The organism is Dysgonomonadaceae bacterium zrk40 (assembly GCA_016916535.1).
In the GTDB taxonomy this organism is placed as follows: Bacteria; Bacteroidota; Bacteroidia; order Bacteroidales; family Dysgonomonadaceae; genus Proteiniphilum.
Genome location: CP070276.1, coordinates 169,021 through 189,470, shown reverse-complemented (window position 1 = coordinate 189,470; position 20,450 = coordinate 169,021). Strand labels below are relative to the sequence as shown.

Here is a 20,450-nt window from a genome sequence, read left to right as displayed (position 1 = left end):
AGTGAGCTGACGGATTTGTTCTGTATCCCTTCTACCATCATCACCAGATCACGCCACTGCATGGGATAGGAACGACTCTTCTCATCGTACGTGGGAATGCGGAAGGTGCCTTCGTCGAGCCTTTTCATGTACAGAACCAACCCGCCATCTTCCGCATGCAAAAGCTTTATGGTTGTACGGTTTCGATTGATGAAGATGAAGACATCACCCATGCGCACATCATATCCCATCAGGTTTTGAACCACACCACAGAGCGAGTTCATCCCTTTTCGCATGTCCGTCTTTCCCGGGCACAGGAAATAGCGCATGGTGTCATTCAGGCAGAACATGGCGTGAGCAGATTTGATTCAGTAAATTGATCGCGATCTCTGCCTGGGCACTACCAATGAAGCTGACCTGGATACCTCCCGGTAGTTTGATCCTGATCTCTCCCTGACTGCTGCGAGGGGATGAAGCCGGCGAGGATACAGGGGCTTTTATGGGCAGGTTTATGTTGATTGGTGCCAGCATGTCCGTGGGTGCATCCGGCGCATGATTGTTATAGGGCCGGGTGAGTCCGAACTTGGTTTTCCAGTAGTGGAAGCTGGAGACCGTATAGGACTCGTTCGCACAAAAGTCCTTGATGCTTAACCCGCTCTTCTGTTGGCGTTCCAGTATCGCCAGGAATTCTTCTTTGCTTACAGGCTTCATAGAAAATAGGTTTGCAGGCAAAGATCGGAAAAAACTATTTTCGCTAAAATGGGTATTTTATCGGGGGCTTACATATAATTGAGAAGTTCAAACTATAATTATTATTATTATTATATCAAAATGTCCAGTATTTATGCATAAAAACTGGACAATTCTATTATCTTTGCCCCGGATAATATTGTATGAAAATAACTGATTACATATCATATACGATTGACAGGCTTCCGAAAGGATTTGTGTTCACCTATGCTGATTTTCCTGCAGAGGTGAATCAGAAGGAAGCAATCATCAAAGCACTGAACCGAATGGTGGCTGCCGGTAAGATTGCCAAGCTTTCCAAAGGCAAGTATTACAAGCCGGAAACCACGCCTTTCGGGACTTTGCAGCCCGACCGGTCACAGGTGGTCAAGGATCTGCTGGATGAGAATGGGAAAACGGTTGGTTACCTCACCGGTTATAGCATTTACAACAGCCTGGGATTAACCACGCAGCTCAGCAATGTCATTCAGATCGGCAAGAACGTGGTCCGTCCTGCTTTCAAACGAGGCGAATATACCATATCGTTCATCAAACAAAACAACATCATCACCAAGGAGAACATTCCATTGCTGCAGATCCTGGATGCGATTCGTTACATCCAAAAGATTCCCGATACCACAGTCGGCAAATCCGGCAAACGCTTCATAGCAATTTTGAAAGATCTTTCCGATGCTGAAAAGTCTTCCCTGGTCCGACTGGCTTTGAAGTATCCGCCTTCTGCCAGGGCATTATTGGGTACGCTTCTCGACACTATTCAGGCCGATGCTGTTTCTCGGCCGCTTTACGATTCCTTGAATCCTATTACCAAATACAAGCTGCCGGGTCTTAAACTTGCATTCCCGGTGGCCGATAAATGGAATTTCTCATGAATCTGCATCACGACTCACTACTCTTTTCTCAAACACTGAGAGCGGCATCCCAGCATCTCAAGATCAACATCGGTTTTGTGGAGAAGGATTATTGGATTACTTTGCTCCTGCGTAGATTGTCTGGCAGCAAGTACAGCGATGAGGCGATTTTCAAAGGTGGTACCTCTCTCTCCAAAGGATACCGGCTCATTGACCGGTTCTCGGAAGATGTCGACTTGGCAATTGTCAACACAACCCATAAAACAGGAAATGAAATCAAAACGATCATTCGTCATCTCGAAAAGGAGATAACAGGAGAGCTTACAGAATTTCAGGAGGAGGGAATCACAAGCAAAGGTTCCCGCTACAGGAAGTCGCTTTTCAGGTACCCAACCATTCAGAAGAACGACCCCAACAACCGGCTGATTGTCGAGGTCAACTCATTTGCGAACCCTATCCCCTTTCAGAAACGGATTATTCAAAGCATGGTGTTCGACTTTCTGGACCAGACGTACAATCAATCGTTCATTGATGCATATCAGCTGCATCCCTTCGAGATCAATATCCTGAACAAGGAACAAACGCTCCTGGAGAAGTTGGTATCGATCATTCGCTTCTCGCTGGACCGGGACCCTGTCCCATCTGTTTCATCCAAGATCAGGCATTTCTATGATCTGTATTTTCTGGCCAAGGATGATGATTGTATGCAGTGCATACAGTCAGACACATTTAAACAGCAATTTCTCACACTTTTGGAACACGACAAGATGATGTTCGATGAACCAACGGGATGGACCAGCAGGTCCATAGCTGAATCACCCTTGATTCGCAATTTTGATTCCCTATGGAGCAAGATAAAGGATCAATACCAATCTGAATTATCCGCCCTGGCTTATCGTCCCATTCCCGATGAAAATGACGTAGCTCAAACATTCATCCGATTATCCCAGCGAATTGTGTGAATTCAACGAAGGTCAGGTAGATATTTTATCTGATTTATTCAGTATTGACAGTAGTTGTCAAACGATTGAGATACTTTTGGACCATTATCAATTTATTTACGTCCAAATTTTATGTTATGATGAAAAAAGTATTAATGATTTTGGCAGTGTTACTGCTGGCATTTTCTTGTGAGAAAGAGGGAGATATTGAATTATCCAAGGCTGATTTGGTGGGGAAATGGAATGTGACAAAAATCACCTTGAATGGCGAAACAACTGAATTGACCTCTGGTGCAATAATGGTTGAATTGAAAAGTGATGGCAAGTATTACGTTGATTTTTTAGGTGACAGCTATGTCGGAACATACATTGTCGGAGGTAATACTGTGACCGGTGTATCTGGTTCTGTAACGGAATATTTTGAGTTCACGTCACTGTCCGGTAACAAAGCTAAGATTGATTACAGGAATTCAGAAGGTGATATCTACAAGTTCGAAGCAGTGAAAATTTAATTTCAGTGAGATGGTTTTTCGTTAATAAACGTCCTATTTCTACTGATATTTATCTTTTAATTACTGGTTTATATGTTTGATTCCTAAATGTTAGCTATATTTGGGAATAAACCAAAATTAATTATTATGAAAAAGACATTTATCTTCTTATTAATTTCATTATTTAGTACAAGCGTTTTTTCTCAATTCAAACTTACTATTGACGGTTTTTTTACTGAAGATGACAAAGAATATCTTGTACTAAATTACCCTGAGAAAAGTGCTGAGGAGATGTATAATCAAACTCTAATGTTTATTCACTCTGTATACAAAATTCCTGATGCTGTTATTAACGAAGTTAAAAATGAAATGATAACCGTTAGTGGCTTTAAAAAAGATGCTGTCGGTACTGGTAAGGTTCTAGGGTCTTATCTAGCTGTGTGGGATTTACAATATACAATATCTTTCCAATTCAAAGATGATAGGGTACGTATCAATGCTCCCAATTTTGAATGTACAGGTAATTCTGATGGAAAAGAAACAAGGTTAGTCCTTCACGGGAAAAATAGTATTGTTACCCCAACAAGATCACTTTTTAAGAAGGATGGTAAACCAAATATGAAAGACTCAATAAAGATGTTAGAGTCTTTTTTCAATGATTTTTGTACTCAGTATGACAATTTCATCAAGAACAAAGAAACAGATGACGACTGGTAAAATTTCTGTACATTCAATCTTGCCGAAAATTGCACATGCGAAGTAACTGATTACAATTATAAACTGTTTAAGGAAAAACACCTATCATCCCCATCAAAATTCTCGCGTTTGTAAAAAATTGAAAACGCCGCAAATAGTTGTTTATGAACTAAATGCGCCGTTTCAATGGTTGTCCCACAAGGATTCGAACCTTAACTGGCTGAACCAAAATCAGATGTGCTACCGTTACACCATGGGACAATCCTTATTTGCTTCGTGAAAAGCAGTGCAAAAGTAGCACAATATATTGAACGCACCAAATTATTCAGCCCCTTTTTCAGGGTCTGATTGGTTACTATTCTGCGATGAGCAGGAAGTAGCTTTTCTTGCCGCGCTGCGCCAGGATATACTTGTCGCCAATGAGGTGGGAGTGGTTGATCTCCTCGTCATACTGCTCCAGCTTCTCCTTGTTGATCATCACACCGCCGGCCTGCACGGTCTTGCGCATCTCTCCCTTGGAGGGAAAGACGGCGGCATCATCGGTCAGCAGGTCGACGGCCTTGATGCCTTCGGCCAGCTTCTCGCGGGAGACGGCGAACTGGGGTACGCCTTCAAACACCTGCAGGAAGGTGGTTTCGTCGATGGAGCGCAGCATCTCGGAGGTGGAGCGCCCGAAGAGGATCTGCGAGGCGTTGACCGCCATCTCATAGTCTTCGCGCGAGTGTACCATCACGGTGACCTCTTCGGCCAGTCGCTTCTGCAGGGGACGGAGGTGGGGTGCGGCTTGCTGCTCGCTGACGAGTGCCTCGATCTCCTCACGGGTGAGGGAGGTGAAGATCTTGATGTATTTCTCCGCATCGGCATCGCTCACGTTGAGCCAGAACTGGTAGAACTGGTAGGGGGTGGTGTAGCGCCGGTCGAGCCATACGTTGCCGCTCTCGGTCTTGCCGAACTTGCCGCCATCGGCCTTGGTGATGAGGGGGCAGACGAGGGCGAAGGCTTCGCCTCCCTCCACACGGCGGATGAGCTCGGTGCCGGTGGTGATGTTGCCCCACTGGTCGGAGCCGCCCACCTGCAGGCGGACGCCCTTCTCGCGGTAGAGGTGCAGGAAGTCATATCCCTGCAGCAGCTGGTAGGAGAACTCGGTGAAGGACATTCCTTCACTGGACTCGCCGCTGAGCCGCTTCTTCACGGAGTCTTTGGCCATCATGTAGTTGACGGTGAGGTGCTTGCCGATGTCGCGGATGAAGTTCAGGAAGCTGTAGTCTTTCATCCAGTCGTAGTTGTTGACCAGGATGGCACGGTTGGGGATGTCGCTCTCGAAATCGAGGAACTTGGCAAGCTGTTGCTTGATGGCTTCCTGGTTGTGGCGCAGCGTTGCCTCGTCGAGCAGGTTGCGCTCGGCGGACTTCATGGAGGGGTCGCCGATCATGCCGGTGGCACCGCCCACGAGGGCTACGGGCGTGTGCCCGGAGCGCTGCAGGTGCTTGAGCATCATCACCCCCACCAGGTGGCCTATGTGCAATGAGTCGGCCGTGGGGTCGATGCCCAGGTAGCCGGATGTCTGTCCTTTCAGTAAAAGCTCCTCGGTGCCGGGCATCACATCGTGTACCATGCCGCGCCAGCGGAGCTCTTCCACAAAATTCATCATGTTGTTTCTGTCTCTATCGGTTCGTAAAAAAGTATGCAAAGATAATAAATTTCATCGTTATTTGCGGCCTGCCATCACGAAGAGGGCAAAGATGTTCATGATCTCCAGACGCCCCAGCAGCATGTTGGCCGAGAGGAGGTACTTGGCCGCAGTGGGCATGGCGGCGTAGTTGCCGAAGGAGCTCACGTCTCCGTAACCGGGACCGACGTTGCCGATGGTGGCGAAGGAGGCGGAGAAGGCGGTGACGCCATCGAGCCCCATGAGGGAGAGCAGCAACGCGGTGACGAAGAAGGTGAAGAAGTAGAGGATGATGAAGACCATGATTTGCAGCTCCATCTCATGCTCGATGGTTCGCTTGTCCATCTTCACGGTGTAGATGCCGTTGGGGTGGAGGATGAGCTTCAGCTGCTTGCGGACGGAGTGGAAGAAGAGGTAGATACGGTCGAACTTGATGCCGCCGGCCGTGGAGCCTACCATGCCGCACTGGAAAGAGAAGTAGATGAGCACGACGATGGAGAAGAGGGGCCAGAGGGATGTGTCGGCGGTGACGAGTCCCGTGGTGCTGGTGAGCGAGACCACCTGGAAGGCGGCGTAGCGGAACGAATCGCCCAGGCTGTACCTGGCTTCATGGAACAGCTGAAAGGCGATGAGCAGGATGCCGGTGGCGACAACGATCATGTACATCCTGCTGGGTCGCGAGGTGAAGATGTTGTGCTTCTTGCCGGTCATGGTGGCGTAGATAAGTCCGAAGTGCATGCTGCTGAGCAACATGAAGAGGGTGATCACCATCTCGATGCGGGCGTCGTTGAAGGCGGCGATGCTCAGGTTGCGGGTGGAGAAGCCGGAGGTGGCGATGGTGGAGAGCGAGTGGCAGACGGCGTCGAAGAAGCTCATGCCCAGCAGTTTCAACAGGATGGTCTCGGTGATGATGAGCGAGAAATAGACGGTAGCGATGATGCGCACGATGTGGCGCGAACGGGTGCGGAAGCTCATCTTGGAGAGATCGGAGACCTCGGCACGGTAGAAGCTGGATTGCACTCCTTTCTTTTCGGGGAGTACCAGCAGCACGAACAGGATGATGCCCACACCGCCAATGAAGGAGGTGGAGGAGCGCCAGAAGAGCAGTCCCATGGGCAAGGCTTCCACGTTGGTGAGGATGCTGGCGCCGGTGGTGGTGAAGCCTGAGACGCTTTCAAAGAAGGCGTTGGTGAGGGTGAACTCTCCGCCCCAGATGTAGTAGGGCATCATCCCCACGATGCAGGTGAGCAGCCACCCCAGCACACTGATGGCGAGTCCCTCATGGAAGCGCAGCTCTTCTACCTTCTCCACGAAGAGGTAGGGGAAGGTGCCCAGGGCGGCACACATGGTGGCACTGAACAGCAGCGCGTTGAGGGAGCTCTCACGGTGGTAGAGGGAGATGAGGGCGGCGATGAACAAAAAAAGTGCGTTGAACAGCAGGATATAACCGAGATACTTGATGACGACCCTATTGCGTACCATCTTTTCTATTCTTTAGGTTGTTCTCTTCGCCACAACAGGCGCGATATGAAGTTGTTCAGCTCCTCTTCGAGCTGATTGAACTCATCGCGTGTGGCGATGCAGCTATCGAGCCTTCCTTTCTCGGGGTAATAGTCGCGGATGCTCTCCGTCAGTTTTTTTATCGGACGGAAGAAGTAGATCCTGATGAAATAGAAGAGCAGCAGGGCAAACAGGACTGCTGCGGCGAGCGAGATGAAGGCGGGCATCATGGCCCTGCGGGAGCGTTCCTGGATGATCTCCGACTGATGGTACATCTGTTCCTGGTTGAGCATCAACAGCGCATTCACCGTCTCTTTGGCACTGAAGAAGAGCGATTGTGTCTCGCTGTTGTAGATCTCTTTCGCTTCTGCCGGAGGTAACGCCCCTTCGAGGATGGAGAGGACGGAGGCATGGTAGGCATCATAGCTTTCGGTGATGTCGGAGATGTGGCGAGGCTCATCGGTCTCGGTGATGTTCTTCACAGCATCCTCCAGTGCACTGCGGATGATGGCATGTGATGCATGAATGGTTTGGGATCCCTCTTCCTGCTCTCCGATGATCCAGAGCAGGAGTCCGCTGTCCTCCCGTTCCAGTGCATCCATCATCCGCTTTGCTGCTTCGATGGAGCTGAAGTTGTTGTTGAGCACCCCTTTCACCGAGTCGCCCATGTTGCGGAACTCCCTCATCGACATGACTGCTGCGGCCAGCAGCATCACCACGAGGAGTGAGAGACTCAGTACCAGTTTTATTTGTAGTGAACGGATCATTGTTGCTTGAATGGGCTGTTGTCTGTTTTCAGGGTGTAAAATTAGTTTTTTTTCACCGGTTACAGAAGGGATCGCCTCTTTTTTTAACGAACACACCCCAAAAGGCAGGTGATGCGCTTTTGGGGTGTGCAACAGGAATTGAATCCTGCTTAATATTATCCAGTTATATTAGTTCAGCAGCGAGCGGAACTCCTGGTTGGTGAGGTATTTCGCGAACTCAAGGTCCTTGAGTGCCTTTTGTGCGATGGCGGGGTCGTGCGCAATGGCGGAGCGCAGGTTGGAGACCACCTCGTTGAAGTTGTTGGTCCTGGAGGCGATGATGGCCAGCAGGTAGGCGGTGGTGGCATCGGGCTGCTCAATTGCTTCGAGCGTTTGCTTGGCCTTGTTGTAGTCTCTTACCAGCAGGTGGGCCAGACCGGCGTTGTTGGAGACGGAGTTGCCATAGGCACCAACAGCCTGGTTGTAGTTACCTTGCAACATGCTGTAAAGGCCCATGGCTTCATCCAGACCGGAGGCTCCGGCGGAGCGGCCCAGCAGCTCGTTGGCTTCGTCTGTCTTGTTCTCCATAAGGGCCAGCAGTGCCTTGTTCATGTTCACCTCGGCGGCGGAGGGGTTCACCTGGGCGGCACGGTTGAATGCCTGTGCGGCCTTGCTGTAATCGCCCTGCTTGTAGAACATGGTGCCGATGTTGTTCCATCCGCGGTAGTCGTCTGAGAAGTTGGCGGTAACGTACTGGTAGATGCGTTCCTTCACCTGCTCATCGTCGGTGAGCGAGGAGGCGTAGAGCAGCTCTTCTACCGTCAACTCCTTGGGGCTGTTGTTCCAGGCGGTCATGATCTCCTCGTCGGACTTGCCCACGATCTCGATGTTGGCCACGATGCGCGAACGACGCAGCTGCGGCAGGATGGTGGTGGCCAGATCTTCAAAGACGTAGGAGATGTTCTTGATCTCACGCTCGCGGGTCTCTGAGTCGGGGTACATCTCCAGCACGCGCAGGATCAGCTCTTTGTCCTGCAGGTCGGAGGCGGATACCAGCTGGCGGAAGCCTTCCCAGTCTTCGGCGGTGTAGCGGGCATAGACATCGGTGTCGATGTTGCGCTTCTTCAGCTCTTCTTCCAGGTAACCGGAGGTGTTCTGCTCACGCTTGGCGGCAAGCTGCTCGTTGAGGGAGAGGCCACCGTCGGGTGAGGCGTAGGCCGATACCTCCACGTTGATGTTTTGACGCGGATCGTTGAAGGCTTCTTCAACACGTCGTTTCCAGTCGTTCAGGTCACGCTTGTTGAGCTCGCTCTGACGCAGGTTGGCCTGCTGGATGACGAACATGATGCTTGCTTCCTGTGCCTCCTTGATGATGCGCTGGAACCCGTCGGGGGCTACCGAGGGTGTGGTGGTGCGCACGTCTGCCAGGGCGGAGGTGGCGATGACACCATCTGCCACCTTGAGGTCGGGCAGGGGTGATCTCTTCTTCTTGATGCTGCCGTCGAAACGAAGGAAGAGCTCTGAGAAGATCATCTCCTCGCTGTAGGGGAAGGTGCTGCTCATGGTGAAGTTGCCACCACGGCTGTTGGAGATGGTGGTACGGTTGCCGGCGATGTTCTCTCCCTGGAAACTGTAGGGTGTGCCGGCCAGCTCTTTGTCGCCATACTTCAGGATGGGGGTGATGGTGACGATACCGTTCTTGTGGAACCACTTTTCAGGGAAGGTGCCGTTGATGGTTACCGGTACCTGGTTGCCCACCGTCTCCATGGGGGAGGGGGTTACGTTGAAGTTGTTCTGAGAGAGTGGTTTCAGCTTACTGCTGCAGGAGGTGGTGAAGAGTGCCACCCCCATCATCAGTAAAAATGACAAATAGAAGGATTTTTTTTTCATGTTGTTTGAGTTGATTTGTATGTGAGTTTGAATCGTCTTTTCCACTTGGATATTCTGCAGACAAATTTAAGGCTTTTACCGCAATAGAAAAAGCCTTCACAACTATTTATGAATTTTTTTATTTTGTGCGATGCACTTCTTGCGGAGCACGCTATGCAACGGTGAATCCGAGCTGCTGAAGCGTCTCTGCGATTGTTGGATGGGCATGGCGGACCGTGAAGGCATGGTACTCCCTGCGCAGGGGGTACTCCGAGCGGAAACGGTAGAACTGTTGGGGCGATGCCTTCAATGCGGAGGTCTCTTGCAACGGTTGGTAGGTGTGCCACACGGCATGTGCCAGTTGTGCCTCCAGGGGGATATCCTTCAAATCGATGAGGGGTTCTTCCGGAGCCGGTATCGCGGCATAGTGGGGCGTTGCATCCATTGCGAAGTGCTGAATCAGGTTTTCGAGGCTCATCTTCGTGGCGGTCCACTTGCCGTCCGCACTGTATCCGGCGATATGGGGGGTGGCGATGTCCACCAGCTGAAGCAACTCCCCACTGATGTTGGGTTCGTTCTCCCAGCAGTCGATCACGGCACCCCGCACGGTGCCCTGTTGCAGCGCCCTGGTGAGGGAGAGGTTGCAGGTGACTCCTCCGCGGGCAGCGTTGAAGATGAAGGGTTTCATGGGAAGGTGCTCATAGAATTGCTCCCCGGCAAGGTGATGGGTGGCATGCTTCCCCGTGCGGGTGAGCGGCGTGTGGAAGGTGATGAAATGGGCTTCCCGGCGGATGGTATCGAGGTCGGTGAAGAGCCCCTTGCCCTCGCGCTCTTCGCGGGGAGGGTCGTTGAGCAGCACCCGCATGCCCAGCTTGCGGCAGGCGGCGGCTACCTTGCTCCCCACGTTGCCCACGCCCACGATGCCGATGGTCATGGCCTGCAGGTTGAACCGGTGTTTGTGCGCCAGCAACAGGAGTGAGGAGGTGATGTACTGCTCCACGGAGGCGGCGTTGCATCCGGGGGCGGTGCGCCAGGCGACGTTGTTTTGGTCGCACCAGGCGGTGTCGATGTGGTCGTAGCCGATGGTGGCGGAGCAGATGAGCTGCACGTTGCTCCCGCTGAGGATCTCCTCCCCGAAGTGGGTCACCGTGCGCACGATCAAGGCATCCTTGTCGTGTATCGCCTCACGGGTAAATTGGTTGCCCGGCAGGTATTCCACTTCGCCCAGCTGCTCGGCAACGCCTCTCAGGTAGGGGATGTGGGCGTCGGCCAGGATCCTTAATTTTCTCATGACGTTTGTTGTTGAAGATGTTGGTGCATCGCTTTGGCTGCTTTGCGTCCGTCACCCATGGCGAGGATCACGGTGGCACCACCGCGTACGATGTCGCCGCCGGCGTAGATCATCTCATCGGCGCTCTGCATGGTCTCCTGGTTGACCACGATGGTGCCCCAGCCGGTTACTTCCAGTCCGCTGAAGCTCTGTGGGATGAGTGGGTTGGGGGAGACCCCCACGCTGACGATCACCTCATCGACCTCCAGCCAGTCGGTTGCCCCTTCGATGGGCACGGGACGGCGGCGGCCCGACTGGTCGGGTGCCCCCAGCTCCATGCGTTGCAGCAGCATGCGCTGCACCCGTCCCCGCTCATCGCCTTCGTAACGAAGCGGGTTGTGCAGGGTGTAGAACTCGATGCCTTCTTCCTTGGCATGCTTGATCTCCTCGATGCGGGCCGGCATCTCCTCTTCCGAGCGGCGGTAGACGATCATCGCTCTCTCAGCTCCAAGTCGGCGGGCGGTACGTACGGCGTCCATGGCAGTGTTGCCACCACCGATCACTGCGACCTTCCGGCCCATGTGTACGGGGGTGTCGCTCTCCGGGTCGGCGGCCTGCATCAGGTTGACACGGGTGAGGTACTCGTTGCAGGACATGATGCCATTCAGGTTCTCACCGGGGATGTTCATGAAGTTGGGCAGCCCGGCACCACTGCCCACGAAGATGGCCTTGTAGCCCTCTTCACGGAGGTCTTCCTGCGAGATGGTCTTGCCGATGATGCAGTTGGTTTCGAATTTCACCCCCATCTTGCGGAGCCCCTCGATTTCGATGTCGACAATATTGTTGGGCAGACGAAACTCGGGGATGCCGTAGCGGAGTACCCCCCCCAGCTCATGCAGCGCTTCGAAGACGGTGACGTCGTAGCCATACTTTACCATGTCGCCGGCAAATGCCAGTCCCGCGGGACCGGAGCCCACCACGGCGATCCTGATGCCGTTGGCGGGTGCCGTGGCCGGCACGGAGAGCTGGCCGCTCATCCGTTCATAATCGGCTGCGAACCGTTCCAGGTGACCGATGGCCACCGGCTCTTTTTTCAGTTTCAGGGTATAGAAACATTGGCTCTCACACTGCCTCTCCTGCGGGCATACACGTCCGCAGACTGCCGGCAGGGCACTGCTCTCCTTGAGCGTGCGGGCTGCTTCGAGATATTCTCCCCGTTCGATGTTCTTGATGAACTTGGGGATGTTGATCTCCACAGGGCAGCCACTGATGCAGGTGGGATCCACACAGTCGAGACAGCGGTGTGACTCGCCGGTGGCCAGCTCTACGGTAAGTCCCAGGTTCACCTCATCATAGGTGTGACTCCGCACCTCCGGGTCTACCTCCGGCATCTGCACCCTAGGGAGGTTGGTGCGATCTTTGTTCTTCATCGATTTGCGCAACGCTTCACGCCACTCCTGTGCCCGTTCGGCCTGTAAATAATCGCTCATATTGTTCCTCTCTCATTCTCCTGCCGCCCCGCTGTTGAAGTGTGGCTTTGGAGAACTGTTGTAATGTGTTAGTTATATGCTTTTAAGCGCATCAGCATCTCGTCGAAATCGACCTGGTGCGCATCGAACTCGGGTCCGTCAATGCAGACGAATTTGGTCTTGCCGCCCACCGTCACACGACAGGCACCACACATGCCGGTGCCGTCTACCATGATGGTGTTGAGCGAAGCGATGGTGGGTACCTCGTACTTCTTTGTCAGCTGCGAGACGAACTTCATCATGATGGCCGGGCCGATGGTGACGCAGAGGTCGACCTTCTCGCGCTGGATCACCTTCTCCACGCCTTGTGTGATCAACCCTTTCTCTCCGTAGGAGCCGTCGTCGGTCATGATGATCACCTCGTCGGAGTGGGCACGCACCTGATCCTCAAGGATGATCAGATCTTTCGAGCGGGCGCCCAGTACGGAGATCACCTTATTGCCCGCCGCTTTCATCGCTTCGATGATGGGCAGCATGGGGGCGACACCCACACCGCCACCGGCACAGACCACCGTGCCGAATTGCTCAATGTGGGTGGCCTTGCCCAGCGGTCCCACCATGTCGGTGATATAGTCACCCACCTCCAGCTGACACACTTTTTCGGACGACTTGCCCACTCGTTGGATGACCAGTGTGATGGTTCCTTTCTGCGGGTCGGCTGAGGCGATGGTGTAGGGGACCCGTTCCCCTTTCTTGCCCACGCGTACGATGACGAAGTGTCCCGCACGGCGGCTCCTGGCGATGAGCGGTGCCTCTACCTCAAACTTCACCACCTTATCGGAGAAATACTCTTTCCCAACAATCTTGTTCATTTTGATTCCGGATGTTGATTTCGATGTGTAATTTATTTTACAAAAATAGGATAAATTTGCGGGTTGGGGATGCTATTTCTGCATAAAAATGACAGAATGGAGGGGCTGAGCGCTCCTCAGCAAGGTCGCAACAAAAAATTGAGCGGAGAAGTTGTGGCTGTTAAACCTTTTGGGTATCTTTGCGTCTTACAATCGCCTGGGCGCTTTTGTGTTTCAGGTTCTACCGGGGCTGTTTGGCTTTGACAGCGGGTAGAAGAGGTTTGTAAGCATGCAGTGCGCGGTCGGTCGGCACTTTAATCCCGGCAGGCAAACAAGTAACTGGCAACAACAATTACGCTCTTGCTGCGTAACCGAAGTATAGTAGGTTAACGCTTAATTCTGCCACCAGGTGGCGGAACAAGACATCACCCGGAAGCTGTGGCTTCGAAGCGTTCCGATCAGGTGGTGCAGGTAAATCGGAGATAGGTTGGGTGAGGCTTCGGCACCCTTCTGAAAATTAAGAAGATAAGGATTGAGTATGGTGGCTTCAGTCGCGCTCTTTCCCGACAACCCAAATGAAGCTAAGCATGTAGAAAGCAGATTGCTTCCTCGTTTGGACGAGGGTTCGACTCCCTCCAGCTCCACAACTTGCACACAGTTATACGCACATTGATGCGTGGACTGTGTGTTTTTTTGTTGCCTCCCGGTGATTATGAATTGCAACTATTTAAGAGCGTTTATATTTGTATCCAACCATTCCAGACGTTTTTCAACAAAATAAATCAGATATTCCACCTCTTTATCATACGAACCTCTGATTTTACTTGTATTCCATTGTTTGTCTGTGATACTCCAGCCAGCGCCAATTGGCTTGGGACTGAAGTTCTTTTCCTGTGAATCATCCAATAGATCTGCATGTGCACTGATATAATCCGGAATCCTGTCTAATTCAGGTTTCAACTCATTCCATCGACTTTTAACTTCACCTACAAATTGAGGATCCTGGAATAAACGATCAAACCAGGGTGATTGGGTTTTTATAAACCATCCATCCCATTCACTGGAAGTAGCACCCTGTTCCCAGGTAATATAATCGGCATTTCCAAAAGCAAGATCGAAGTCCCATACAAGCGGGAACTCTATTTTTCCCTTATTTCGTATTGCCATATAGCAGCTGCCACGTAAATTGCCATCCACATTTTTCGCCAATTCCTGAACGATATAATAGTTTATAAACGAGGGTACATCTATATATTTTCGATAGCCTTCAACAGGATCAGTAAAATTTTCTGAATAAAGAACTTCTTCTGCAGTATTAAAAAAGTCCCTTACATAATTGAACTGATTTGTTGTTGGCTCTTCCGGATCTTTAAACATGATGGGAAGCCCCTTCCTGTCTGTTTTAAATTTGTAGGGTTCGTCGAAATGAAAATCAAGTTCCAGGAAATATCCACCGGTTAATGCATCTCCGGAGTTATCGTCTTCCGAAACCAACTCCATATTCAATCTTTCGTCTGTCACGCTTACATGTTCAGTAAGGGTATATACTCCTCTGTATGTGCCATTCATATAGTAATCAACGCTTATGGAATTTGGAGTCCATGACATTTCAGCAATCCTTGATATCTCGAAAGCGGTTAGATTACGCAATAGCGTCTTGTCGTAATAATTTGCAAGAAGAGCCCAGTTTTTATCGGTACTCATGCCCAGCAGAGAACTTTTCTTTCCCAGTTTTATTCTAAAAGGTTTTTTTGGAACACCATACCAGGTTGAATTGCCTCTGCCCTTCATTTCACCTACAGCATTGAAATCTGTGATACTGGTATAATAGTTATCAGCATCCAGGACTCTCAGAGTGATATTCTTATATGTTCCCTTCTCATCATCCCTGTACTCCTGATGATCTTCTACATCTACGTAAACTTGCGGCAGTCGAAGTCGTTCATTCGTAACAGTAACCGTGTATTCCAGTGGTTCACTATTAATTCCATAAACCTTATATTTGACAGGTTGACTGAAATCGTTTGATGTTATATTGCTAATTTGTTCTACATTATTTACCTCAACCTTGACACCCACAAATTGAAAGGAAACAACAAGGTTTTTAAGTGATACATTGTGTGGAATAACTAACTTGATTTCAATGCCATATTTTTCTCCCACTACAACTTTATCTAAACTATTATTGAATTCAGGTTGCAACGTAAAAGAATCAATTTTCGGCTCCAGAACTACTTTTTCTGTGTCGTCACATGAGTTTAATCCTAGAAATAGTATTAGAACAAGATAAAGTAAATTGCCAGATTTAAGTAAACTCATAATATGATGTTATTATCATTTATACGTACCAGACACAAATGTAGGCTTAATTTATACATATATCTTGTAGTGTACTCTTAAAATTTAGCACTTTTTTGATGCATGACAGCAATTAAATATACTGATTGGTGCATCATGCTCCACACAAAAAAATACCGGCTTGAGACCGGTATTATTTTGTGAACTGTCTGCTGCATCTTTTTACGGCTCGCAGTTGCTTGTATTGTAGTGTGACGGTTGCTGGATGGGGGCGTTATCTGCCACGGCTTCTCTCACTATTGTTCCTGAAGTTGGTAACCTCTTTCTGGATGAACTGCCGTTCGGCTTGCTGTGCCCTGTAGAGCTTCTCCGGGGTGAGCACCTTCTCAAATCTGGGTGCATATTCCTTCTCCAGGGCTGCCTCTTTCATCTTCAAATCCACATCGTCATCCAGTAATTTTCTGTACTCCGCCTCCGAGATGTTGCTGTTGTCCTTGATGCGTTGCACCTTTTCCCTGTGTTTGCGATGCAGTTCGAACTTCTTTTTTGTCAGTTCGTTGGTGAGGGGGAAGTATTTGACAGCTTCCGCCTTGCTGAGCCCTGCCTCTTTCTCTACAAACTCTTTTTTTCGTTTCTCGTAATCTGCCATGTTCATCTTCCTCTCCTGTGCGGTGAGGGTCATCACCTGCAGTGGCAACAGAATCAAACAAATCAACAATATGATATTTCTTTTCATAACTCTATGGTATGTGCGTTGTATCATCAATTGAGATAATATTGATCATACATGTAATCAAAATAACCCTCTTCCACCAGCTGCTCCTCCAGATATTGGTAGAACTCCTCCTCGGTGACCTGCACCGTTGACCAGTAACTTTCCTGAATCTGGACCACCGACTGACGGGATGCTACATTGTCATTGTCAGCCTGCCGTGTGAGAAACTGAATGGTGATGTAGAGACCGACAAACATCGCTGCCATATAGACCCAGGGTTTCACCTTATCCCAAAGAGGAACCGTTCGCGGTGGAAAGATCTCTTTTTCCGGGAGATGATTCATGATCTCTTCATTCAATCGGGCGAAATAGTTGTCTGGGACTTTAAATGGATTTCGTTTGCGATCTATTTCTTCTAATTTGTTGAAATGAGATTTCATACGGTACTTCTATATTGATGTTCATGCTCTTTCGATGCCGTTCCTTTTTGGGGCCTACTGTTGAATAGACGCATGGCCCTGTAAAAGGTTTAATCTTCTTCTCCTAAAAACTTTTCAATTTTTTTAACTGCATGGTGATAAGATGCTTTCAATGCCCCCACGGAGGTGCCGAGAATGTCTGACATCTCATCATATTTTATCTCATCGAAATATTTCATCTGAAAAACAAGACGCTGCTTTTCCGGCAGGGTGAGGATCGCTTTCTGCAGCTGCAGCGCTGCCTCATCACCGTCGAAATAATCATCACTTTCCAGCACGTTGATCAGGAAAGAGTCATCCTCATCAATTGAGATGTTGTTCTGGCTTCGTTTCTTGTTCAGGAAGGTGATGCTTTCGTTGATGGCAATCCGATAGAGCCAGGTGGTAAGCTTGGCGTCGCCGCGGAAGTTCTCCAGGTTTGTCCATGCCTTCACAAACACATCCTGGAGGATGTCGTTGGCATCGTCGTGCGAAAGCACCATTTTTCGTATCTGCCAGTAGAGTCGTTCGCTGTAGGCGGCGACCAGATCGGCAAACCCCTGTCTGATGGTGTGCGGATTCCGAAGTGCTTCCAGTAAGGTTTCCTCGTTGTTCATTTCCATAGGTATGGCATTCAGGACAAAGGTAAGATATTTTTCGCTACCCGCTCAGCTTGCATCACCATTTTCAAACCATCGTACAAAATTTCCCGCGGCCTCTTCGTTCTCCTGCCACCATTGCAATGATTCGGGGTAGTAGGAGACGCTGATGTAACGGCAGTAGGTTTCGAAAAAGTCAGATTGCTCTATATGGGTGAAAAAAGGGATGTAGTAGGTCCACAAGACCCCCTCTTTGTGGCCGATGCTCTCCGCCTCGAGGACCTTCATGATGGAGCGGTTCACGGTTGTGAACAACAGGAATGGATCGGCTTCGTTGTCACCCGCCTGCAGTGAGTCGATGGTTGCAGTGATGGCACCGTATACAAGGCTGCGGTCGAGGTTCTCCTCGGGTGTGAGCGGCGGTGTCTCTTCACTCTTATTGCTCTGTACGGTTTTGTTGCGCATCATCTGTTGCTGTATGAAGGAGCGTTCTACAGGTTCCTCGCTCTTCCTGATGGACATGGTCTGCAACAGCTCCTCGAAGGCGTTCTTTGAACGGTCGCTGTCGGGTTCCAGGAGTAGAAACATCTGGAATGAGAGGATGCTCTGCACCCAGAGGCCATGGTCGTTCAGCAGATAGGCATTGAGTAGAAACGCTCCGCTGTGGCTCTTGTCAACGTCTATAGCCCTTCTGACATGTGTCAGCGCCTTCCCGCTCTCACCCTGCTTGTAATAGTTGAGCGCCAGGTTGAAGTGGAGCAGGTAATCGTCGCCATACTTCTCCAGACCCTCCTGCAGGAAGGCGATGGCTTCATCGGCACGATCGGTTTCCAGGAGGACTTCATTCTTGACGGCATAGGCGCCGATGGCCAGCTTTTTCTCATCGGATGCAATCACTTCACTGCTGTACTTCTCTGCTCCCGCATAGTCTTTCAGCTCGAGAGAGGTGAGTGACATTTCATAAACAGCCTGTATCAGTCCGGGATCGAATGCCAACGCTTCACGATATTTGGCCATCGCCTCTTCATATTCACCCTGGTCATGGAGTGCCACTCCTTCTTCAACCAGTTGCTGCGCCTTGGATTGTTGCCCATGCAGCAGATTGGGCAAGGTGATGGAGAAAAATGCAAGCAGTATGATAATCTTATACATAGGTGATCTTCTAATGAATGTTCTCAGTGGGCCGACAGGCTTAACGGAAGCAAAACCACTGCTCCGGCCAATGTGTGCGGCTCATTTGGTGGGTAAAAGTAAACAAAAAATGAAGCTTGCGGATAGCTTCCTCTCAAATTTCACATCTTTTGTAACACTAATAAACATATGAGAATGGCAAATAGATTTTTTTTACATTTTCCGGTATCAAAAAGATTGTCGTACATTTGTGGGAGAAATTAAGCCCGAAAGAGACTAAGAACGTGAGTTCGGGATAACATATTATCCCCAAATGGTTAATTGACTTGACTTTTCCACTTCAAATTTGATTGAAGGCTTTTTGGGAAAGAAACAATATGCCACCAATGCAGCAATTATGTTCATGATGAAATTATGTGTGGAACGATGCCTTGAATGTTCTATCTGGCAGATATTCTTCAGTTCATCATTGATGGACTCAATTACAGATCTTTTGCGTAAGAGAATCTTGTCGCGGAATGACATCAGGGAATTTTTCATATTTGAGCGTATACCGGTCACTAAATGAACACCCTGGTCAAACAGCATCTCGAAGAGCTTTGTGCTGATGTAACCCTTGTCTGCATATAGTTTACCGAAAAGATCTTTGGTAAGAACATTGATTACGTCAGGGTTTCTATCGTCGACATTGCCTTTTGTGAGAGAGAAATTCAGCAATTCACCCTTTTCGTTACAGACCAGATGAAGCTTGAATCCAAAAAACCAGCCCATCGTACTTTTCCCTCTTTGTGCCAGATCCCTGAATACTTTATTCGAGTGTATACGCTTGTTATGACATACTTTAATGGGAGTGCTATCCACATATGTAATGCCTGTGCATTCACCAAATCCAAAGAGTTTGAGCAAGAGCATGAAAGGTACAATCACCCTGGGTTGCAACTCGACAAAACGGTTGTAGGAAACGGCATTTGGAAAATAGCTCTTCATGTGTTTGCAAATATAAAACAGGTAATAATTCTTGAAATTATGGAAGGTTCCGCAGTGGAAACAGACCATCACGGCAATAATCTCGCTCTGGGACATTTGCGTTTTCCTGTTTCTCCTTTTAGTTGTACCCCCGGCTTGAAGTTGATGATTCTGAATTTCATTCTCATATTCTGCACAAAAATCGTCGGCAATACAAAATATTTCAATAACTTTGTCTGTTGTGATCATAGGGCTGATGTTTGTTATTTGTTTGATTATCAGCTATAAATATACAAATAATCTCCCTATATCACAACTTTTTTTATGCTTTTCTTATCCCGAACTCACGTTAAGATGCAATACAACCAGGTTCTGTTCAAATGTGATCCCTACAGTGAGATGATCACCGACATCCTATCTGCAATGTTGGCAGAGATAGGATTTGAATCATTTGTGAGAGGTGAAGATGCTTTGGAAGCCTACATCCCTCAGCCGCTTTTCAGCCAGTCGGCGCTGCAACAGGTGCTTACCGACCTCCCGTTGGAGGTGGAGATCAGCTATTCCATCCACACTCTGGAAGACAAGAACTGGAATGAAGAGTGGGAGAAGAACTACTTCAAACCCATTGTCATTGAGGATGAGTGTTGCATCCACAGTTCGTTTCATCAACCCGACAAGGCATGTCGTTATCCCATCGTGATTGATCCGAAGATGTCGTTCGGCACAGGCCATCATCAGACGACACTCCTGATATTGAAGGAGATCCTGGCGATGGAGCTGAACGGGAAAAGTGTGCTCGACATGGGGTGCGGCACCGGGGTGCTGGCCATCCTGGCTGCCATGAAGGGCGCTGCCCCCGTGACTGCCATCGACATTGAAGAGTGGGCCTATCACAATGCCGTGGAGAATGTGGGATTGAACGGCATGACATCCATACGTGTTGAGCAGGGAGGAGCGGAACTGTTGGGCGCAGAGCGGTATGAGGTGATCTTTGCCAACATCAACCGCAACATCCTGTTACAGGATCTGCCACGCTATGAGGCAGTGATGGAGAAGGGGGGAGTCATTGTCATGAGCGGCTTCTACCTAGATGACCTGCCCGCCATCCGTGCACGGGCAAATGAGTTGGGTCTTTCTTTTGATCATTTGAGGGAGATGGATCGTTGGGTGGCCACAACTTTTGTAAAGAAGTGAAAAAAGGGTT

General features: G+C 49.6%; 19 protein-coding genes, 1 tRNA gene, 1 other RNA gene and 1 pseudogene. 6 read left to right on the top strand and 16 right to left on the bottom strand.

Features of this window, described 5'->3' with window-relative positions:
• Positions 1-23 precede the first annotated feature (23 nt).
• Positions 24-329: pseudogene (gene tnpB, locus JS578_00855) on the bottom strand (IS66 family insertion sequence element accessory protein TnpB).
• Positions 313-690 carry an IS66 family insertion sequence element accessory protein TnpB gene (locus JS578_00850; protein ID QRX63847.1) on the bottom strand — a complete coding sequence of 126 codons (378 nt, stop codon included), beginning with the start codon at positions 688-690 and terminating at the stop codon, positions 313-315. The pseudogene tnpB and the gene JS578_00850 overlap by 17 nt, the downstream one beginning before the upstream one ends.
• A 182-nt stretch (positions 691-872) precedes the next feature.
• On the opposite strand from JS578_00850, the gene JS578_00845 reads away from it, so the two are divergent.
• The 4 genes from JS578_00845 to JS578_00830 all read left to right on the top strand — a co-directional run bounded on the left by JS578_00845 (position 873) and on the right by JS578_00830 (position 3,726).
• Positions 873-1,598: a hypothetical protein gene (locus tag JS578_00845; GenBank protein ID QRX63846.1), complete on the top strand. Its 726-nt coding sequence runs from the start codon at positions 873-875 to the stop codon at positions 1,596-1,598.
• A complete protein-coding gene (locus JS578_00840) occupies positions 1,595-2,539 on the top strand; it encodes a nucleotidyl transferase AbiEii/AbiGii toxin family protein (GenBank protein QRX63845.1) in 945 nt (314 codons plus the stop codon). Before JS578_00845 ends, JS578_00840 begins: the two co-directional genes overlap by 4 nt.
• A 116-nt stretch (positions 2,540-2,655) precedes the next feature.
• Entirely contained in the window at positions 2,656-3,030 is a 375-nt protein-coding gene (locus tag JS578_00835) for a hypothetical protein (protein QRX63844.1), read from the top strand.
• A 126-nt stretch (positions 3,031-3,156) separates the two neighbouring features.
• Positions 3,157-3,726: a DUF4468 domain-containing protein gene (locus tag JS578_00830; GenBank protein ID QRX63843.1), complete on the top strand. Its 570-nt coding sequence runs from the start codon at positions 3,157-3,159 to the stop codon at positions 3,724-3,726.
• A gap of 166 nt (positions 3,727-3,892) precedes the next feature.
• Here JS578_00830 and JS578_00825 read toward each other — a convergent pair.
• From JS578_00825 to JS578_00790, 8 genes are all read right to left on the bottom strand, one after another.
• A tRNA-Gln gene (locus JS578_00825) sits at positions 3,893-3,966 on the bottom strand.
• Between the two features lie 94 nt (positions 3,967-4,060).
• Positions 4,061-5,353 carry a tyrosine--tRNA ligase gene (locus JS578_00820; protein ID QRX64874.1) on the bottom strand — a complete coding sequence of 431 codons (1,293 nt, stop codon included), beginning with the start codon at positions 5,351-5,353 and terminating at the stop codon, positions 4,061-4,063.
• Positions 5,354-5,413: 60 nt separating this feature from the next.
• A complete protein-coding gene (locus JS578_00815) occupies positions 5,414-6,856 on the bottom strand; it encodes a TrkH family potassium uptake protein (GenBank protein QRX63842.1) in 1,443 nt (480 codons plus the stop codon).
• 5 nt (positions 6,857-6,861) lie between these two features.
• Positions 6,862-7,641, bottom strand: a complete 780-nt coding sequence (locus JS578_00810) for an MCP four helix bundle domain-containing protein (protein QRX63841.1) — start codon at positions 7,639-7,641, stop codon at positions 6,862-6,864.
• Positions 7,642-7,809: 168 nt separating this feature from the next.
• On the bottom strand, positions 7,810-9,510 hold the full coding sequence (locus JS578_00805; protein QRX63840.1) for a tetratricopeptide repeat protein: 1,701 nt from the start codon (positions 9,508-9,510) through the stop codon (positions 7,810-7,812).
• A 151-nt stretch (positions 9,511-9,661) separates the two neighbouring features.
• Complete coding sequence (locus JS578_00800) at positions 9,662-10,780, bottom strand: 4-phosphoerythronate dehydrogenase (GenBank protein ID QRX63839.1); 1,119 nt, start codon at positions 10,778-10,780, stop codon at positions 9,662-9,664.
• Entirely contained in the window at positions 10,777-12,249 is a 1,473-nt protein-coding gene (gene gltA / locus JS578_00795; GenBank protein QRX63838.1) for an NADPH-dependent glutamate synthase, read from the bottom strand. The genes JS578_00800 and gltA overlap by 4 nt, the downstream gene beginning before the upstream one ends.
• Positions 12,250-12,317: 68 nt before the next feature.
• Entirely contained in the window at positions 12,318-13,100 is a 783-nt protein-coding gene (locus tag JS578_00790; protein ID QRX63837.1) for a sulfide/dihydroorotate dehydrogenase-like FAD/NAD-binding protein, read from the bottom strand.
• 225 nt (positions 13,101-13,325) lie between these two features.
• On the opposite strand from JS578_00790, the gene ssrA reads away from it, so the two are divergent.
• Positions 13,326-13,726: a transfer-messenger RNA gene (ssrA, locus tag JS578_00785) on the top strand.
• Between the two features lie 76 nt (positions 13,727-13,802).
• Here ssrA and JS578_00780 read toward each other — a convergent pair.
• The 6 genes from JS578_00780 to JS578_00755 form a co-directional block, all read right to left on the bottom strand.
• Complete coding sequence (locus JS578_00780) at positions 13,803-15,398, bottom strand: CotH kinase family protein (protein QRX63836.1); 1,596 nt, start codon at positions 15,396-15,398, stop codon at positions 13,803-13,805.
• Positions 15,399-15,651: 253 nt separating this feature from the next.
• Entirely contained in the window at positions 15,652-16,113 is a 462-nt protein-coding gene (locus JS578_00775) for a hypothetical protein (protein ID QRX63835.1), read from the bottom strand.
• Positions 16,114-16,139: 26 nt separating this feature from the next.
• Positions 16,140-16,436 carry a hypothetical protein gene (locus tag JS578_00770; protein ID QRX63834.1) on the bottom strand — a complete coding sequence of 99 codons (297 nt, stop codon included), beginning with the start codon at positions 16,434-16,436 and terminating at the stop codon, positions 16,140-16,142.
• Positions 16,437-16,621: 185 nt separating this feature from the next.
• On the bottom strand, positions 16,622-17,173 hold the full coding sequence (locus tag JS578_00765) for an RNA polymerase sigma factor (protein ID QRX63833.1): 552 nt from the start codon (positions 17,171-17,173) through the stop codon (positions 16,622-16,624).
• Between the two features lie 45 nt (positions 17,174-17,218).
• Positions 17,219-18,301 (bottom strand): tetratricopeptide repeat protein, encoded by a 1,083-nt coding sequence (locus JS578_00760; protein QRX63832.1) that lies wholly within the window; start codon positions 18,299-18,301, stop codon positions 17,219-17,221.
• Between the two features lie 282 nt (positions 18,302-18,583).
• A complete protein-coding gene (locus JS578_00755; GenBank protein QRX63831.1) occupies positions 18,584-19,495 on the bottom strand; it encodes an IS982 family transposase in 912 nt (303 codons plus the stop codon).
• A 105-nt stretch (positions 19,496-19,600) separates the two neighbouring features.
• Between JS578_00755 and prmA the strand changes: the two genes are divergently transcribed.
• On the top strand, positions 19,601-20,440 hold the full coding sequence (gene prmA, locus JS578_00750; protein QRX63830.1) for a 50S ribosomal protein L11 methyltransferase: 840 nt from the start codon (positions 19,601-19,603) through the stop codon (positions 20,438-20,440).
• The last annotated feature ends 10 nt before the right edge of the window (positions 20,441-20,450 follow it).

What these genes read in the sequence shown, in the direction of transcription:
- JS578_00850 (QRX63847.1), bottom strand. Translation starts at nt 690, where the DNA reads ATGAAGCCTGTAAGCAAAGAAGAATTCCTGGCGATACTGGAACGCCAA.
- JS578_00845 (QRX63846.1), top strand. Translation starts at nt 873, where the DNA reads ATGAAAATAACTGATTACATATCATATACGATTGACAGGCTTCCGAAA.
- JS578_00840 (QRX63845.1), top strand. Translation starts at nt 1,595, where the DNA reads ATGAATCTGCATCACGACTCACTACTCTTTTCTCAAACACTGAGAGCG.
- JS578_00835 (QRX63844.1), top strand. Translation starts at nt 2,656, where the DNA reads ATGATGAAAAAAGTATTAATGATTTTGGCAGTGTTACTGCTGGCATTT.
- JS578_00830 (QRX63843.1), top strand. Translation starts at nt 3,157, where the DNA reads ATGAAAAAGACATTTATCTTCTTATTAATTTCATTATTTAGTACAAGC.
- JS578_00820 (QRX64874.1), bottom strand. Translation starts at nt 5,353, where the DNA reads ATGAATTTTGTGGAAGAGCTCCGCTGGCGCGGCATGGTACACGATGTG.
- JS578_00815 (QRX63842.1), bottom strand. Translation starts at nt 6,856, where the DNA reads ATGGTACGCAATAGGGTCGTCATCAAGTATCTCGGTTATATCCTGCTG.
- JS578_00810 (QRX63841.1), bottom strand. Translation starts at nt 7,641, where the DNA reads ATGATCCGTTCACTACAAATAAAACTGGTACTGAGTCTCTCACTCCTC.
- JS578_00805 (QRX63840.1), bottom strand. Translation starts at nt 9,510, where the DNA reads ATGAAAAAAAAATCCTTCTATTTGTCATTTTTACTGATGATGGGGGTG.
- JS578_00800 (QRX63839.1), bottom strand. Translation starts at nt 10,780, where the DNA reads ATGAGAAAATTAAGGATCCTGGCCGACGCCCACATCCCCTACCTGAGA.
- gltA (QRX63838.1), bottom strand. Translation starts at nt 12,249, where the DNA reads ATGAGCGATTATTTACAGGCCGAACGGGCACAGGAGTGGCGTGAAGCG.
- JS578_00790 (QRX63837.1), bottom strand. Translation starts at nt 13,100, where the DNA reads ATGAACAAGATTGTTGGGAAAGAGTATTTCTCCGATAAGGTGGTGAAG.
- JS578_00780 (QRX63836.1), bottom strand. Translation starts at nt 15,398, where the DNA reads ATGAGTTTACTTAAATCTGGCAATTTACTTTATCTTGTTCTAATACTA.
- JS578_00775 (QRX63835.1), bottom strand. Translation starts at nt 16,113, where the DNA reads ATGAAAAGAAATATCATATTGTTGATTTGTTTGATTCTGTTGCCACTG.
- JS578_00770 (QRX63834.1), bottom strand. Translation starts at nt 16,436, where the DNA reads ATGAATCATCTCCCGGAAAAAGAGATCTTTCCACCGCGAACGGTTCCT.
- JS578_00765 (QRX63833.1), bottom strand. Translation starts at nt 17,173, where the DNA reads ATGGAAATGAACAACGAGGAAACCTTACTGGAAGCACTTCGGAATCCG.
- JS578_00760 (QRX63832.1), bottom strand. Translation starts at nt 18,301, where the DNA reads ATGTATAAGATTATCATACTGCTTGCATTTTTCTCCATCACCTTGCCC.
- JS578_00755 (QRX63831.1), bottom strand. Translation starts at nt 19,495, where the DNA reads ATGATCACAACAGACAAAGTTATTGAAATATTTTGTATTGCCGACGAT.
- prmA (QRX63830.1), top strand. Translation starts at nt 19,601, where the DNA reads ATGCAATACAACCAGGTTCTGTTCAAATGTGATCCCTACAGTGAGATG.